This window comes from Acidipropionibacterium jensenii (assembly GCF_005890135.1).
GTDB lineage: Bacteria > Actinomycetota > Actinomycetes > Propionibacteriales > Propionibacteriaceae > Acidipropionibacterium > Acidipropionibacterium jensenii.
Genome location: NZ_CP040635.1, coordinates 473,884 through 490,488 on the forward strand (window position 1 = coordinate 473,884; position 16,605 = coordinate 490,488).

12 protein-coding genes and 1 pseudogene are annotated in these 16,605 nt (G+C 68.9%); 6 read left to right on the forward strand and 7 right to left on the reverse strand.

The features are described from left to right. Nucleotides 1-40: 40 nt before the first annotated feature. The 7 genes from clpB to FEZ32_RS02225 form a co-directional block, all read right to left on the reverse strand. Nucleotides 41-2,638, reverse strand: coding sequence for an ATP-dependent chaperone ClpB (clpB, locus tag FEZ32_RS02195; protein WP_028703193.1), 2,598 nt, complete (start codon nt 2,636-2,638; stop codon nt 41-43). Nucleotides 2,639-2,773: 135 nt separating this feature from the next. Then, the gene (locus FEZ32_RS02200; protein ID WP_138679788.1) at nt 2,774-4,156 is read right to left on the reverse strand and encodes an ABC transporter substrate-binding protein; all 1,383 of its coding nucleotides are present in this window, start codon (nt 4,154-4,156) and stop codon (nt 2,774-2,776) included. 32 nt (nt 4,157-4,188) lie between these two features. Beyond that, nucleotides 4,189-5,115, reverse strand: a complete 927-nt coding sequence (locus FEZ32_RS02205) for a carbohydrate ABC transporter permease (RefSeq protein ID WP_138679789.1) — start codon at nt 5,113-5,115, stop codon at nt 4,189-4,191. Beyond that, nucleotides 5,112-6,029, reverse strand: coding sequence for a carbohydrate ABC transporter permease (locus FEZ32_RS02210; protein WP_138679790.1), 918 nt, complete (start codon nt 6,027-6,029; stop codon nt 5,112-5,114). The genes FEZ32_RS02205 and FEZ32_RS02210 overlap by 4 nt, the downstream gene beginning before the upstream one ends. A 139-nt stretch (nt 6,030-6,168) precedes the next feature. Then, nucleotides 6,169-6,936: an HAD-IIB family hydrolase gene (locus tag FEZ32_RS02215; RefSeq protein WP_138680818.1), complete on the reverse strand. Its 768-nt coding sequence runs from the start codon at nt 6,934-6,936 to the stop codon at nt 6,169-6,171. 114 nt (nt 6,937-7,050) lie between these two features. Then, nucleotides 7,051-7,956, reverse strand: coding sequence for a fructose bisphosphate aldolase (locus FEZ32_RS02220; RefSeq protein ID WP_051232228.1), 906 nt, complete (start codon nt 7,954-7,956; stop codon nt 7,051-7,053). A gap of 201 nt (nt 7,957-8,157) precedes the next feature. Next, on the reverse strand, nt 8,158-8,652 hold the full coding sequence (locus FEZ32_RS02225; protein ID WP_027586531.1) for a flavin reductase family protein: 495 nt from the start codon (nt 8,650-8,652) through the stop codon (nt 8,158-8,160). A gap of 313 nt (nt 8,653-8,965) precedes the next feature. On the opposite strand from FEZ32_RS02225, the gene FEZ32_RS02230 reads away from it, so the two are divergent. The 6 genes and pseudogenes from FEZ32_RS02230 to FEZ32_RS02255 all read left to right on the forward strand — a co-directional run bounded on the left by FEZ32_RS02230 (nt 8,966) and on the right by FEZ32_RS02255 (nt 16,603). Then, on the forward strand, nt 8,966-10,180 hold the full coding sequence (locus FEZ32_RS02230) for a sensor histidine kinase (RefSeq protein ID WP_051232226.1): 1,215 nt from the start codon (nt 8,966-8,968) through the stop codon (nt 10,178-10,180). 44 nt (nt 10,181-10,224) lie between these two features. Further along, entirely contained in the window at nt 10,225-10,854 is a 630-nt protein-coding gene (locus tag FEZ32_RS02235) for a response regulator (protein WP_051232224.1), read from the forward strand. Nucleotides 10,855-10,925: 71 nt separating this feature from the next. After that, nucleotides 10,926-11,360, forward strand: a complete 435-nt coding sequence (locus FEZ32_RS02240; protein ID WP_051232178.1) for a VanZ family protein — start codon at nt 10,926-10,928, stop codon at nt 11,358-11,360. A gap of 67 nt (nt 11,361-11,427) precedes the next feature. After that, nucleotides 11,428-12,165: pseudogene (locus tag FEZ32_RS02245) on the forward strand (ABC transporter ATP-binding protein); the annotation flags it as partial. A 200-nt stretch (nt 12,166-12,365) separates the two neighbouring features. After that, nucleotides 12,366-14,819, forward strand: a complete 2,454-nt coding sequence (locus FEZ32_RS02250; protein ID WP_138679791.1) for an ABC transporter permease — start codon at nt 12,366-12,368, stop codon at nt 14,817-14,819. 386 nt (nt 14,820-15,205) lie between these two features. Beyond that, nucleotides 15,206-16,603: an amino acid permease gene (locus FEZ32_RS02255; protein ID WP_051238324.1), complete on the forward strand. Its 1,398-nt coding sequence runs from the start codon at nt 15,206-15,208 to the stop codon at nt 16,601-16,603. The last annotated feature ends 2 nt before the right edge of the window (nt 16,604-16,605 follow it).

Here is a 16,605-nt window from a genome sequence, read left to right on the forward strand (position 1 = left end):
CCCCTGAGGGACCGGGCACATCCGGTGGCACAGCCGGTGATCACACCGCCGCAGCGGGCTGCTGGGAGACGATCTCCAGACCGTCGTCGGAATCGCTGACGTCGAAGTGCACCGTGCTGCCCTCGGCGATCTCGCCGGACAGCACCTTGCGGGCCAGCTGGTCCTCCACGGTGGTCTGGATCAGACGCCGCAGCGGACGGGCGCCGTAGACCGGGTCGTAACCGGTCATTGCCAACCAGTCCTTGGCGGCCTGGCTCAGCTCGATGGTGATCCGACGCTCGGCCAGCCGGGCGTTGAGCTTGGTCAGGTTGGTGTCCACGATGCGGCTCAGGTCCGAGGTGGTCAACGGGTCGAACATCACGATGTCGTCGAGCCGGTTGAGGAACTCGGGGCGGAACTGCGCACGCACCGCGCCCATCACGGCCTCCCGCTTGGCGGGCTCGTCGAGATTCGGGTCCGAGAGGAACTGCGAACCCAGGTTCGAGGTCATGATGAGGATGGTGTTGCGGAAGTCCACCGTGCGGCCCTGACCATCGGTCAGACGCCCGTCGTCGAGCACCTGCAGCAGGATGTTGAAGACGTCACGATGAGCCTTCTCCACCTCGTCGAGCAGGATCACCGAGTACGGACGACGCCGCACGGCCTCGGTGAGCTGGCCACCCTCCTCGTAGCCGACGTAGCCCGGAGGAGCGCCGACCAGCCTGGAGACCGAGTGCTTCTCCATGTACTCGCTCATGTCGATACGCACCATCGACGTCTCGTCGTCGAACAGGAACTCGGCCAGCGACTTGGCCAGCTCCGTCTTGCCGACGCCGGTCGGCCCCAGGAACAGGAACGACCCGGTCGGTCGGTTGGGGTCAGAGATGCCGGCGCGGGAGCGCCGCACGGCGTCCGAGACGGTCTTGACGGCCTTCTCCTGGCCGATCAGACGCTCATGAAGACGTCCCTCCATCTGGAGGAGCTTCTCCTGCTCGCCCTGCATCATCCGGCCCACCGGAATCCCGGTCCACGCCGAGACCACCTCGGCGATATCGGTCGAGGAGACCTCCTCGGAGACCATTCGCGGCGTCTCCTCCTCGGCCTTGTTGGCCTCCTCCATCTGGCCCTCCAGAGCAGGGATCTCCCCGTAGAGGATCTCCGAGGCTTTGCCGAAGTTGCCCTCGCGCTGGAACTTGTCGGCGGTGGTGCGCAACTGGTCGATCTGCTTCTTGAGCTCGCCGACCTTGTTCAGACCCGACTTCTCGGCCTCCCACCGGCTCTCCAGGCCGCGCAGCTGCTCCTCCTTGTCGGCCATCTCGGCCTGCAGACGCGACAGCCTCTGCTTGGAGGCGGGATCCTCCTCCTTCTCGACGGCGAAGATCTCCATCTTCATCCGGTCGACCTCACGGCGCAGCGTGTCGATCTCCTCTGGGGAGGAGTCGATCTCCATCCGCAGTCGAGAGGCGGCCTCGTCGATCAGGTCGATCGCCTTGTCAGGCAGCTGACGGGCGGTGATGTACCGGTTCGACAGGGTGGCCGCGGCCACCAGGGCGCCATCGGTGATACGCACCTTGTGGTGCGCCTCGTAACGCTCGCGCAGGCCACGCAGAATGGCGATGGTGTCCTCCACCGAGGGCTCGCCGACGAAGACCTGCTGGAACCGGCGCTCGAAGGCCGGGTCCTTCTCGATGTGCTCGCGGTACTCGTCGAGGGTGGTCGCACCGATCATCCTCAGCTCGCCACGGGCCAGCATCGGCTTGAGCATGTTGCCGGCGTCCATCGACCCCTCACCGGTCGCGCCGGCACCGATCACGGTGTGCAGCTCGTCGATGAAGGTGATGATCTGACCCTCGGCCTCCTTGATCTCGTTGAGGACGCTCTTGAGGCGCTCCTCGAACTCGCCGCGGTACTTGGCGCCGGCGACCATCGAGGTGAGATCCAGGGAGACCACCCGGCGACCCTTCAGGGAGTCGGGGACGTCGCCCGCAATCACTCGCTGGGCCAGCCCCTCGACCACGGCGGTCTTGCCGACGCCGGGCTCGCCGATCAGCACGGGGTTGTTCTTGGTGCGTCGGGCCAGCACCTGGATGACCCGTCGGATCTCGGCGTCACGGCCGATGACGGGATCCAGTTTGCCGGCGCGGGCGCGCTCGGTGAGATCCACCGAGTACTTGGCCAGGGCCGACTCCCCGCCCTCGGACTCCTCGGAGGTGACACGGCGGTCGCCGCGGCCCTCGTTGAAGGCGCGGGTCAGCGTGTCGGGGCGCAGACCGAGCTCGGTCAGTCCCGGCTGGACGTCGCTGGGGACGGTGGTCAGCGAGATGAGCAGGTGCTCGGTGGCGACGAAGGAGTCGCCCATCTCCTGGGCGCGGTTCTGGGCGTCGGCGATGACCCGGGCCAGCGCGCCGGACAGCTGCGGCTGGGAGACCGAGGCCCCCGAGGAAGACGGCAGTTTGCGCATCGCCTCGGTGGCGATCCGGTCGATCGCCTCGGGTTCGATGTTCAGTCCCTTGACCAGCGGCCCGACGGTGTTGTCGGGGATGGTGAACAGGGCGTGCAGCAGGTGAGAGGGCTCCACGGAGGGATTCCCGTGGGCCAACGCGTGCCGCGAGGCGGCCGAGACCGCGTCACGACTCATCGTGGTGAGATTGGTATCCATGTATGTGCCTCGCAGGGTTGAGTTCTACTGACTCAAGTATGGCCCGTTCATTCTGAACGTCAAGCCATACTTGAGCGACACAGACTCAACCCTGCCGAGGCGTGGAGTATTCCGGGGGTCGGGGACCCCTCGCACTCAGTTGAGGTGGGGCTTCACCTGGCTGGTGTAGATCCCCTCCAGGGTGGACCGCAGGCTCTTCATGGTGGCGGTGGTGTCGGCCTTCTGGGTGAGGATGCCGGCCACCGCCTTCGCGATCTCCTGGTCGGCGCCGGGCATGAAGACCCGTGCCCAGTCCTGGGTGCGGGTGACGTCCAGCTGCTTGATCGCGGTGCCGATGAGGGCGTTCTTGTCGAGCAGCGAGGAGGTGTCGGCCGACTTGCGGACCGGCATGTACCCGGTGGCCGAGGAGAAGTCCACGGTGTTCTCGGGGTTGGTGAGGAAGGCGATGAACTTCGCGGCCGCCAGCTGGTTGGCCTTGTCGATCCCCTTCGGGATGCCGACCCCGGCGCCGCCGGTCGGGCAGACCGGCTTGGTGGAGACCGGTCCCCCGGGCAGGAAGCCGACGCCGACCTGGAAGCGGGACCCGATGGACTTCTGGACGCCGACCAGCGATCCGGTGGACTCGATGGTCGCCGAGCAGGCGCCGGCGGCCAGGTCGTCGATGGCGGCGGTGCTGGCCACCCCGGCCCACTTGGAGGTGTTGACGGCGTCTGCGAAGTAGTTCAGGGCCTTGACGGTGGCCGGGGAGTCGCAGGTGATGTCGAAGCTGTTGCGCCTGGACCAGCCGCCGCCGTACCCCCACAGGGTGTTCTGGAGGGTCCAACCGGCGTATCCGGCCAGGGCCGGGATCTCGTAGGCGTACTTGGCCTTCGTGGTGGCCTTGACCGCCATCAGCTTGGGCGCCCAGGTGGCGAACTCCTCCCAGCTGGTCGGTGACCGGTCAGGCAGTCCGGCGGCCTTGAAGTGGTTCTTGTTGTAGTAGAACAGCGGGGTGGAGCGGGCCCACGGCACCGCCCACTGCTCGCCCTTGTACTGGTAGTCGGCGACCAGGCCGTCGCGGTAGTCCGACAGCTCGAGGCCTGCGGCCTTGATGACATTGCCCAGCGGGATGATCGAGTCCTGCATGTAGTAGCGGAACCACCAGACGTCCGACAGCACCACCAGGTCGGGCAGCTGGCCGCCGGCCTGGGCGCTCTGGAACTTCTGGGCGACGTCCTCATAGGTGCTGCCCGCGGTGACGAGGTTCACCGTGATGCCCGACTGGGCCTTGAACTTCTTGATGATCGACTGGGTGATGGCCTGGGAGCTGCCGGGGTGGTTCGACCAGAAGGAGATGGTCTTGGCAGGGGTGACGCCGTCGAAGCTGGGTCCGCCGGTCGCCCCGGCCGAGGCCGAACCGGCCGCCGAGGTCGTCGAGGGCCCCGAGCAGGCCGACAGCAGCGCGGCACCCGCGCCGAGCCCGGCCAGGCCGAGCAGGCTGCGTCGCGAGATGGCGGCGCTGGACACATCATGAAGCATGACAGGGATCTCCTTGTGGAAGTGGGATGCGCTCACTTGACCGCACCCTGGGTGAGACCAGCGACGATGTATCGCTGGAGGAAGAGGAAGACGATGAGGACCGGCAGGATGACGACCACCGCCCCGGCCATCAGCACCGGGTAGGCGCTGGGATCACCCTCGATGTTCTTGAGCAGGGTGAGGCCGACCGGCAGGGTCATCCGCGAGTCGTCGGTGGTGATGACCAGCGGCCAGATGTAGTTGTTCCACTCGTCGACGATGGTCACCAGACCGACCGTGGCGATCGCCGGCGTCGACATCGGCACGACCATCCGGAACAGCCGGCCCAGGTGCCCGGCGCCGTCCATCTCGGCGGCCTCCAGAACGTCGATCGGCAGGGACATGAAGTTCTGGCGCAGCAGGAAGGTGCCGATGGCGGTGCCCAGTCCGGGCAGGATGATTCCCCAGTAGGTGTTGACCCCGCCGAGCCCGGCGATGGTGATGTAGTTGGGGACCAGGCTCACCTGGGAGGGCACCATCAGGGCGACCAGGATCGCGATGAAGATGAAACGGCGTCCCGGGACCCTCAGGAAGCTGAAGGCGTAGGCGCTGGTGATCGCCAGGACGAGCTTGACCACCGCGCCGACCGCGGTGACCAGCACCGAGTTGAGGAACAGCTGGGGGAAGTCGACCTTCGCCGAGGCGTTGAGATAGGCCGTCAGGCTCGGGTGGTGGGGCCACAGCACGAGGTCCTGGGTGACGACCTCGCCGGAGGTCTTGAGGGAGCTCAGGATCATCCACAGCAGCGGCAGGACGATCACCAGGCAGGCGATCACCAGGGGCAGGTAGCCGCCGAGGACGCGCCGCGACCAGGAGTCCGGGCCGACGATCGACTCGTCGACCGAGGACTGGTGCCTGCTGTGGGCCCGCCTGGTCCCCTCGGCGTCCCGGGACGGTGTCCGGGTCAGTGCGAGGCTCATGCGTAGTAGACCTTCCGCTCGAGGAACCTCATCTGGAAGACGGTGAGGATGAGGAGGATGACGACCAGAAGGGTTGAGATCGCCGCCGAGTAGCCGGCCCGGTTGTAACCGCCGAAGGCCTGCAGGTAGGAGGCGTACATCAGCGTGGTGGTGCCCTGGCCCATCGGCGTCATGATGCGGATCAGGTCGAAGGACTGCAGTGAGGACAGGATCGTCGTCATCAGCAGGAAGAAGGTGGTCGGCGAGATGAGCGGCCAGATGATCGCCCGGAAGCTGCGGCCGCGGGTGGCGCCGTCCAGGGCGGCGGCCTCCAGCAGGTCGCGGGGGATGGCCTGGAGGGCGGCCAGGTAGATCACCGCGCAGTAGCCGAGGTTCTTCCAGATGTAGACGATGATGATCATCGTCAGGGACAGCGGCGGTTGCAGGAACCACCGCGGGGAGGACTGTCCGAACTTCCGCAGCACCGCGGCCAGCACCCCGCCGACCGGGTCGAAGATGAAGGTCCAGACCAGTCCGACGCCGACCCCCGACAGGACGTAGGGGGCGAAGACGGTGGCCCGGGCGACATTGCGTCCGACCAGCCTGCGGTTGAGGACGACGGCCAGGCCCAGGCCGATGAGCATCGACCCGCCGACCGTGACGACGGTGAAGACCAGTGTCGTGGTGAGGACCTGGCCGGCGTCGCGGCTGAAGAACTCGCGGTAGTTGCCCAGGCCGATGAACTTCGCCGTCGGGGAGCCGAGAGTCCAGTCCAGCATCGAGTACCAGATGTTGAGCACCAGTGGCCGGTAGGTGAACACGGCGATGAGTGCGGCATTGGGCAGGACGAAGGCCACGAAGAGCAGCGCCTCATGGATTCGTCGCCGACCGATGTGGCCTCTCGGCCGTGCGATCGTTGGTGCTGCACTCGTCACGCTCACTCCTCCTGGTCCAACGGACCTGCCTCCAGAAAGGTAGGCAGGCCAGTTGTCCTGAGGGGGAGTCGAAGGTTACGAGAGGGTTGTCGCCGGGTTCATTCTTGGTGTTCCCGCTGGTGAGGCCGGGCTGAGGGCCTCAGGCGGACTGGTGGAGGCCGGCCCCGGCGGCCTCGGCGAGCAGGGCCTCGAGCTTCTCGACGGTGTCCTGCCACCCGGTGACCGAGACACAGGGCACCCCCATCGCCTTGACGGGGTAGTCGTTGCCGTTGACGTCGAGCCGGTCGCCGAAGAACAGCAGGTCCTCGCGGTTCAGGCCGGTCTTCGTCAGCAGTTCGCCGATTCCGAAGGACTTGTCGCGTCCGACCCGGGTGATGTCGACGGAGGTGGATCCGCCGGCGCGCACCTCGAGATCGGGCAGCAGTTCGGCCACCGCGGCGCGCAGCCGCAGCTTTTTCTCACCGGTCGGGTCCCAGGCGAGCTTGGCCGGAACCGGCGCCTCCTGGCCGAGGGCCGAGAAGGTGATCTGGGACTCCCGGTCCTCCATCGTCGGACCCCAGGTGTGCTCCTCCCACAGGCCGAGCCTGCGGGCGCATCCCTCGAGAGCCTCGGTGGCCCGCGACTTCTCGTCGTCGGTGAGAGCCTCCAGGTAGATCCTGTCCCACCGGCCGTCGACCAGCCGGTAGTACTGGGTGCCGCAGGCCGGCATGAGGTGGAGCCGGTCCATCCGGGCCGACCCCACCTCATCGAGGGGTTCGACGACCTGACTGCGGAACTGGCCGAACTGGCCGCCGGAGATCACGCACACCTGGGTGGCCTCCAGCAGCCGTGCCAGAGTCTCGGCCATCGGTTCGGGAAGCCGCGTCTTGGAGGGCGCGAGGGTGTCGTCCAGATCGAAGGCGACCATTGGCGGTATTGACGCAGTCACGGCCAACAACCTATAGGAAGCCGCTCGACCGGTTGACACGACTCGACTGATGGAGACCGCTCAGCTGATGAAGGCGGGACTGATGGAGACCGCTCAGCTGATGGAGGCCTGGTAGATCGAGGCGATCGAGGAGGCCAGAGTGGCGTCGAAGTCCTGCTGGGACTGGTCGACACTCAGGCCCTCGGCCAGAGCCCGGGAGAAACTCGCGATGAGGCCGTGGTTGCGGGCCAGCAGCTCATTGGCCTCGGTGCGCGAGTAGCCGCCCGACAGCGCGACGACGCGCACCACCTTGGGCTCGGCGATGAGGTCGGCGTACAGGTCGGTCCGGCTCGGGATGGTGAGCTTCAGCATGATCCGGGCGTCGTCGGGAAGGGCGTCGATGTGGCTGCGGAGCTGCTCGTGCAGCAGGTCCTCGGCCTTCTCCTTGGCCGGGGCGTGGATGTCGACCTCCGGCTCCAGGATCGGCACCAGGCCGGCGGCCCGCACCTTCTCACCGAGGTCGAACTGCTGGTCGACGATCCGCGGGATACCGGTCTCGTCGGCGTCCAGGATGACCGAGCGCTCCTTGGTCCCGAAGATGTGCTTCTCCTCGCGGGCCCGAGCCAGGGTCTCCTCCAGCCCGGGGATGGGCTTCATGACGCGGACGTGATCGGCCTCGTCGGTCAGCCCCTTGTCAATCTTGAGGATCGGGACGATCCCCTTGCGCTGCCACAGGAAGTCGGCGGTGGGGATCCCCTCGATCTCGCGGTCCATGGTCATCTCGAACAGGATCGCGGCCAGGATGTGCGCGCTGGTGAAGGACGGGCTGGTCACCACCCGCGTCCTCATCTGGTGGACCAGGTCGAACATCTTCTGCTTGTCGTCGCCGTAGGCGTCCTCGCCGATCCCGTAGGCCCTCAGTGCCTTGGGGGTGGAGCCGCCGGACTGGTCCAGGGCGGCGATGAATCCCTGACCGGAGTGCATCCGGTCGAGCTGTTCGGTGTTGATGGTGACAGTCATGATGATCTCCTTCGACACGATTCGCCTCGGCGAGGAGCGACTGCCTCGTCGTCGAGGGTCGTTTCCACCGTACCCGGATCCTCGAGGGATCAGACGAGGATCACCAGAAACCGTCCGGACACCGTTCCCCCCGGTGCGAGTACCCCTCGATCGGACCCCTCACGGGTCCACCAGTAGCCCCGCAGGACTGTCCAGGGCTCGTCAGCGAGGGATCGTGCGCCAGCGCCGGCCCAGCCACACCAGGGCGTCGTGGCCACGGCGTCCCGGCTCGATCCGGTCGACCTCCAGGACGACCACGGTCGCCGACCCGACGTCGACCATCCTGACGACCTCGCAGTGCAGCCGGGCAGTGGGGACGTCCAGACAGGGCACCTGCTCGGAGGAGACCATCCAGCGGGTCCTCAACTCGGAGATGCCGTGGTGGGCGAACTCATTGCCCAGCTGCTCCTGGCCGGCCTCCAACGGATGGAGGACGACGCGGGAGCCCTCCTCCAGGGCCGCCAGGGTGATCGAACCATGGCCCATCGACAGCGAGACCATCGCCGGGCGCACCGAGACCGAGGCCAGCGAGGACACCGTCATGCCGACCGGACCGGCCGCACCGCGGGCGGTGAGCACGGCCGCACCCGCCGGGTACTGGCGGAACACCCCGGCCAGCTCCTGGGCGAGATCGGACTCTTGGATCGGATGACTCACGAGGCCGAGCGTTCCACGCCGAAACGTCGCTGACCAGCCCCTGGACCCCCGGATTCGCTACCCGCTGACCTGCGGGGTCCCGGGGTACCCCAGCGCCTCGACATCTCGACGTCTCAGCGCCCCGGTGCCATGGGTCCTCCGCTGCCGGGGAAGGCGGATCCTCGCCACGGGAGGGGTCGGACCCTCCCTCGGGAGAGCGCGGATCCTCCCCCAGGAGGATGCCGCGGGCGCCCTGGCTGCCTAGGCTCGAACGGTGAGCACTCGTCGCCGCCTGAGCATTCGCGGAATCCACAACTGGCTCGGGCGCCACCCGATGGTCGGTGACGCCGTGCTGGCCCTGCTGCTCACCCCGTTCGCCCTCGCCGGGACCATCAGTGGCCACTACGGCTGGGCACGTGCCCTGTGGGGGCTGTGCTACGTGGTCCCGCTGATCTGGCGGCGGGCCCGACCCGACGTCGCCGCGGCCGGGGTGGCCGTGGCCTGCCTGGTCCAGCTCGTCGTCGCCACCGGCCCCAATGCCGGCAACGTCACCGTGCCGATCGTGATCTACGCGGTGATCGCCTACGGCAACGCCCGTCACGCCCGGTGGTGGCTCTGGCTGGCCCTGGCCGGCAGTCTGGCAGCCGGTTTGAGATGGTCGTTGAATGACGATGTGTTCCGCTCCTACGGCCGCCAGGAGCTCATCCTCAACATCACCGCGCTCACCATCGGCTGCGCCGTCACGGTGCTGATGGCCTGGTACGCCGGACGGTTCGCCCGGGAGCGCCGGTTGAACCTCGAGCAGCTGCGGCGCCGCGCCGAGGACCTGGAGCGGGAGCGTGACCAGCGGGTCAAACTCGCCACCCAGGAGGAGCGCACCCGGATCGCCCGGGAGATGCACGACATCGTCGCCCACTCCCTGTCGGTGATCGTCGTCCAGGCCGACGGCGGGTCCTACCTGGCCCACCACGACGACGCCGGCGACGCGGAGTCGCGCCTGCGATCCTCGGCCACCGCCCTGGACACCATCGCCGAGACCGCCCGCACGGCCCTCACCGAGACCCGCCGGCTGGTCGGGGTGCTGCGCGACGACTCCGGTCGCCCCGCCGATCTGACCCCCTCCCAGGGGCTGGCGGACCTGCCCGCGCTGATCGAGGAGACCCGCGGCGCGCTGCCGGTGACCCTGCAGGTGACCGGGGACCCCGACGGCCATCCGGCCCTGTCCGCCGGCGCCGACCTGGCCTGCTACCGGGTGGTCCAGGAGTCCCTCACCAATGTCCTCAAGCACGCCGGCCCCGGGGCCAGCGCCCTGGTGCAGATCATCCACCGGCCCGACCGGGTGGAGGTCCGGGTCACCGACGACGGCCGCGGCTCCCTGGCCGCCACCGACGACGGCGCCGGGCACGGCCTGGTGGGGATGCGCGAGCGGGTCAGCGCGTGGGGTGGCACGCTGGAGGCCAGGGACCGGCTGGACGGCGGATATCAGGTGGACGCCGTCATCCCGGTCGAGTCCACACCCACCCACCGGACCCCAGGAGAGACCCCGTGAACCCGGACCAGCTCATCCGACTGCTGCTCGCCGACGATCAGGAGATGGTGCGGGTGGGATTCCGGATGGTCCTCGACGCCCAGCCGGACATGGAGGTCGTCGGGGAGGCGGCCGACGGCGTCCAGGCCGTGGCGATGGCCACCGAGCTGGAGCCCGACGTCGTGCTGATGGACATCCGGATGCCGCGGATGGACGGTCTGGAGGCCACCCGCCAGATCATCGCCGGCAGCTCCGAGGCCCGGGTTCTGGTCCTCACCACCTTCGATCTGGACGAGTACGTGCACTCGGCGCTGCGGGCCGGGGCGTCGGGATTCCTGCTGAAGGACGCCGGTCCCGCCGAGTTGCTGGCCGGGATCCGGTCGGTCGCCTCGGGGGACGCCGTCGTGGCACCCTCGGCCACCCGACGTCTGCTGGAACGGTTCCTGCCCACCGACGGCGGCGGTCCCTCGCCGACCGACCCCGACCTCATCGAAGCTCTCTCGGACCGGGAGCGCGAGGTGCTCACCTGTGTCGGGGCGGGCCTGACCAATGCCGAGATCGCCGCCAAACTCTTCCTGGCCGAGACCACCGTCAAGACCCACATCGGCCACATCCTCGCCAAGCTGGGCCTGCGGGACCGAGTCCAGATGGTCATCACCGCCTATGACGCCGGCCTCGTGAGGCCCGGTCGGTGAGCGGTTCAGTGAACGGTTCGATGAGTGGTCCGGGTCGGCGGGGACGCGACGCCGAAGCGGAGCCCGGGCCGGTGAACGGGCCCGATCGACAGGGCACGGCCCTCGGTCGATTTCTTGCGGCGCTGTTCGCCAGCCGGGCGGCACGGCTGACCTGCACCATCGTCCTCACCCTGGTGATCGGCGTCATCGTCTTCGACCCCGATCCCGGCGAGGGCTCCTCCTTCTTCAGCACGCCGGCCCTGGAGTTCAGCGCCAACATCGTGATGTTCCTGCCGGTCGGCGCGGTGGCGTGGTGGTGGCGCCGGTCGGTGTGGCGCAATGTCCTGGTCGGATTCGTCGCGACGGTGATCATCGAGTCGGTCCAGGGACTCTTCCTGCCCCACCGGGTGGCCGACATCCGCGACGTCATCGCCAACACCTCCGGGGCGGTTATCGGCTCGGTCACCTGCTGGGTGGTGGCCGGCATCCTCCTGCGGAAGGACCTGCGGAACCATTCCGGCGGATGATTCGCGACGATGCGGCCGATTTCTAGCGTCTGTGGTGTTCGTTGACCCAGACCCAGGAGACCGCACGATGTCCCACTCAGCCACCCCCGCCCGCGCCCTTCGCCCCGACGGCGCACCGCCCCGGTCCGGATCCCGACCTACCGTGCGGTCCGCGGTCCGCGCCGTCGACCTCACCAAGACCTACGGCTCCGGTCCCGCCACCGTGCACGCCCTGGACGGGGTGAGTCTGGATCTGGCGGCCGGCCATCTCACCGCCATCATGGGGGCCTCCGGATCGGGCAAGTCGACCCTGCTGCACTGCCTCACCGGACTGGACTCCCCCACCAGCGGCACGGTGTGGATCGGCGACACCGACATCACCTCGCTGTCCGACGACGACCTCACCCGGCTGCGCCGCGACCGGATCGGCTTCGTCTTCCAGTCCTTCAACCTGATGCCCACCCTCACCGCCGAGAGGAACATCCTGCTGCCGCTGAAGCTGTCGCGGCGTCGAGTCGACCAGGAGTGGTTCGACCGGGTCACCGGGATGCTGGGGATCACCGAGAGGCTGTCCCACCGGCCCTCCGAGTTGTCCGGCGGTCAGCAGCAGCGCGTCGCGGTGGCCCGGGCGCTCATCACCCGTCCCGACGTCATCGTCGCCGACGAGCCCACCGGGGCTCTGGACTCCGCGGCCAGCGACTCCCTGCTCACCTTCCTGCGCAACTGCGTCGAGGACCTGGGACAGACGGTCGTGATGGTCACCCACGACCACCACGCCGCCGAGTACGCCGACCGCGTCGTCACCCTGCGCGACGGGCGAACCAGTGAGGACCACTGGGTGTCACTGCGGGCCGGGGTGCTGGCCGAGGACGGCTCCACGAGACCGGACGGCAGCGGAGCCGCAGGCAGCGGAGCGACACACGGTTGGAGAGACGCCGGCTGTCCGGCCTGCCGGGATGCTGCAGGCCTGGACGCACCGGACGCATCGGCACAGGACGCTGCCGCCCGGAACGTGGGGGTCGCGCGATGACTCCGGAGCGCCGCAGACTGATCCCCACCATCCTGGCGGTCCTGCTCGGGGTCGCCTTCCTGGCCGCCACCCTCATCATGTCGGCCACCATGAAGGCCTCCATCACCTCCCAGACCGCCGCATCGGTCGAGGGGGCGGACGCCGTCGTGGTCGCCGACCCCTCCACCACCCTCCCGGTCGCCGCCACCCAGGCGATCTCCCGAGCCTCCGGGGTGACCGGCGTCGACCCGACGATCTCCACGACGCTGAGGGCCACCCACTCCGGCGGCATGTCGATGGTCGAGGGGCACCTCACCCCCTCTTCGGGTCAGCGCACCCTGGTCTCGGGGCGGCTCCCCCGCAGCGCCGGGGAGGCCCTCGTCAACCCCCTGATGATCGACGCCGGGGTGAGGCAGGGATCGACACTGACCCTTCTCGGCGTCGACAACGCCGCGAAGCCGCAGCAGGTGCGGGTGGTCGGCGTCATCGCCCCCGCCCCGAGGGTCTCGATGAACACCGACAGCCAGCAGGTCTACACCGACTCCCGGACCCTGATGGCGGCCCGCGGCACCCCCGGCTACGACACCGTCTACGTCACCGGGACCGGCGGCCAGCAGGCCGTCGCCCAGGCTGTCAAGAAGGTTCCCGGGATGGACGCCGCCGGCATCACGGTGCGCACAGCCGATGCCGAGCGGGCCGAGCTGACCCGCCAGTCGCTGGCCGGCTCCGGGGCGCTGACCGGCTTCATGGGGGCCTTCGCCGCGATCGCCGTGGCGGTCGCCGCGATCGTCATCGTCAACACCTTCGCCATCCTGGTCGCCCAGCGGACCCGCTCCCTGGCACTGGCCCGCTGCGTCGGCGCCACCCGCCGGCAGGTCCGCAACTCGGTGCTCATCGAGGCCCTGGCCACCGGTGTGATCGGCTCGATCCTGGGTCTGACGGTGGGCACCGGACTCTCCCAGCTGCTGGTGTCCCTGGGCCGGTCCCGGATGAACCTGCCGCTGCAGTCGGTGATCACCCTGGACCCGGTGTCCCTGCTGGCCCCCGCGGCGGTCGGCATCCTGGTCACCGTGCTGGCCGCCCTGCCACCGGCCCGCAGAGCCACCCGGGTTCCCCCGGTCGCCGCCCTGTCCCCGGTGTCGCCCGAACCCACCCGGCGGGTCGGACGGGTCCGACTGGCGATCGGCGCCGTGCTGTTCGTCGCTGGAGCCGGCCTGCTGGTCTACGGGGCGATCGGGACGAAGGTCACTGGCCTGGCCCTGGTCGCCGGCATCGCCGGCGGACTGGCGAGCTTCGTCGGGGTGCTCATCCTGGCGATCGTCGTCATCCCCCGACTGGCCCTGTCTCTTGGACGCCTCGCGGCCCGGCTGGGCGGCGTCCCGGCCGAACTGGCCACCGAGAACACCCAGCGCAACCCGGGCCGGGCGGCCTCCACCGTCTCCGCCCTGCTGGTCGGCGTCACCCTCATCGTCATGACGGCGGTCGGCGCCGCCACCGCGCAGACCAGCGTCAACAAGACCCTGGACGAGCACTTCCCCACCGACGCCATCGTGACCAGCGACTCCGGACGGCTCCCCGACCGGCTGCTGGATGCGGCGCGCGGCGCAGACGGGGTGGCCGCAGCCGGAGAGGTGAGCTCCGGCCAGGCCACCCTCACCGCCGGCGGCAGAACCCAGCGGGTGGACGTCGCCGGATACTCCGCCGGAGCCCTGGCGGCACTGCGCGACACCGAGGCGCTGGCCAGACTGGACGACCGGCACGTGGTGGTCCGGGCGCCCGGCGTGACCACCGGACAGAAGGTGACGATCCGCAACGGACAGCGCTCCCTGGAACTGGTCGCGGTGGCCCAGCCCACGGACCAGCGGGCGCCCAGCATCGCCCTGAGCGCCGCCACCATGAAGAGGGTTCTTCCCGACGCCGTCGGAAGCCAGATCCTGGTGCGCTACGCGGCCGGGACCACCCCCTCCGACGCCACCGCGTCGATCACCCGGGCGATCAGCCCGATCCCGGGGGCGTCGATCATCAGCGCCGCCTCGAGCAGGGATGAGATCCAGCGGGTGGTGACGATCATGCTGGCCCTGGTCATCGGTCTGCTGGCGATCTCGGTGGTCATCGCGCTGGTCGGGGTGGGCAACACCCTGGGCCTGTCGGTGCTGGAGCGGACCCGTGAGATCGGCCTGCTGAGGGCGCTGGGGCTGACCCGCCGACAGGTGCGGGCGATGTTCGGCCACGAGGCGGTGCTGGAGTCGGTGGCGGCCGTGGTGGTCGGGCTGGTGCTGGGCACCGGCTACGGGATCGCCGGGACCTACGCCATGCTCGGCAGCCAGGGGGCCGATGTCATCGTCTCCCTGCCCTGGCTGCAGCTGGCGGCGGTCGCGGCGATCGCGATGGCGGCCGGCTGGCTGGCCTCGGTGATTCCCGGCCGGCACGCCGCCCGGGTGAGCCCGTCGGTGGCCCTGGCCGGGGAGTAGTCGGGGACTTGACCGCCCACCGTGCGGGACCTGGAGTAGGCGGACCGGGAGGGACCAGGCTGCGAGGTGGGGCCGCACCGGGAGGGCAGGGCCATAGCGGTGGCCCTCCCCCGGTCCCTCCGCCGCCCTACCCCACCCCCGAGGTCTCGGTGGCGGCGTCCACGCCCCGGCCGCCGCCACCGCCGTCAGACCCGAACTCTAGGATGCTCGGAGTGAGCCCTCTCCAGTCGCCGAACCGCACCACCCCCGCCGACACCGGTTCGGGACCCGGCGGGTCCGACGACGGAGTCGGCAGTACCGGCAGTACCGACAACGCTGGCAGCACCGGCAGTACCGGTAGTACCGGCAAGGCTGACGACAATGGCAGCACCGATCGGACAGGCGGAATCGCCCTGCGCCGCGACCTGCGCAACCGTCACATCCAGCTCATCGCGCTGGGCGGGGCGATCGGCACCGGACTGTTCTACGGCGCCTCCGACTCGATCGGGGCCGCCGGACCCGCGGTGATCGTCAGCTACCTCATCGGAGGCATCGTCATCTACCTGGTGATGCGGGCGCTGGGCGAGATGAGCGTCGACCACCCGACCTCCGGGGCCTTCTCCACCTACGCCCACGACTACTGGGGCGACCTGGCCGGATTCGTCTCCGGCTGGAACTACTGGTTCAACTACATCGCCGTCTCGATGGCCGAGCTGTCGGTGGTGGGCATCTACATCAACTACTGGCTGCCCTCGGTGCCGACCTGGGTCTCGGCGGCCGTGATGCTGGTCATCATCACCGCCATCAACCTGCTCCACGTCAAGGCCTACGGGGAGTTCGAGTTCTGGTTCGCGATCATCAAGGTGGTCGCGATCATCGCGATGATCTGCTTCGGACTGTGGATCATGGTGGCCGGAGCCGGCGGCACCCCGGCCACCGGGATCTCCAACCTGTGGACCCACGGCGGATTTGCACCCCACGGCCTGCACGGAATCATGACAGGCCTGGTCGTGGTGATGTTCTCCTTCGGCGGGGTCGAGCTCATCGGGATCACCGCCGGCGAGGCCCAGGACCCCCAGCGATCCATCCCCCGGGCCATAAACCAGGTGGTCTACCGGATCCTCATCTTCTACATCGGGGCGATCTTCGTCATCGTCGCCCTCACCCCGTGGGACAGGATCGACGGGAAGGCCAGCCCCTTCGTCCAGATCTTCGACCAGATCGGCATCCCCGGAGCGGCCGCGATCCTCAACGCCGTCGTCCTCACCGCGGCCGTCTCGGCCTACAACTCCGGGCTGTACTCCAACGGCCGGATGCTCTTCTCGCTGGCCCAGCGCGGCAACGCCCCGCGGGTCCTGGCGAAGGTGAGCCGCAACGGCTCGCCGTGGGTCGGCGTCGTCGTCTCCAGCATCGTCACCGCCGCGGCCGTCCTGCTCACCGCCGTACTGCCCGCCCAGGCCTTCGGATATGTGATGTCGATCGCCCTGATCGCCGCCTTCATCAACTGGGGGATGGTGGTCATCACCCAGCTGTTCTTCCGCCGCAGACTGGACGACGCCGCGATCGGCGCCCTACGGTTCAAGATGCCGGGAGCACCCGTCACCAACTGGCTCGTGCTGGCATTCATGGCCGTTATCGTCATCCTGATGGTGCTGTCGGGCAATCCCGCCTACCAGATCGCGGTCGGCGTCGGCCCGGTCTGGCTCATCATCCTCATCGTCGGCTGGGCGCTGTCGCGGCTGGCCCGGCGACGTCACTCGAACCACCACACCGACGGCGACCAGATCGCCTCGAGGGAGAACTGATC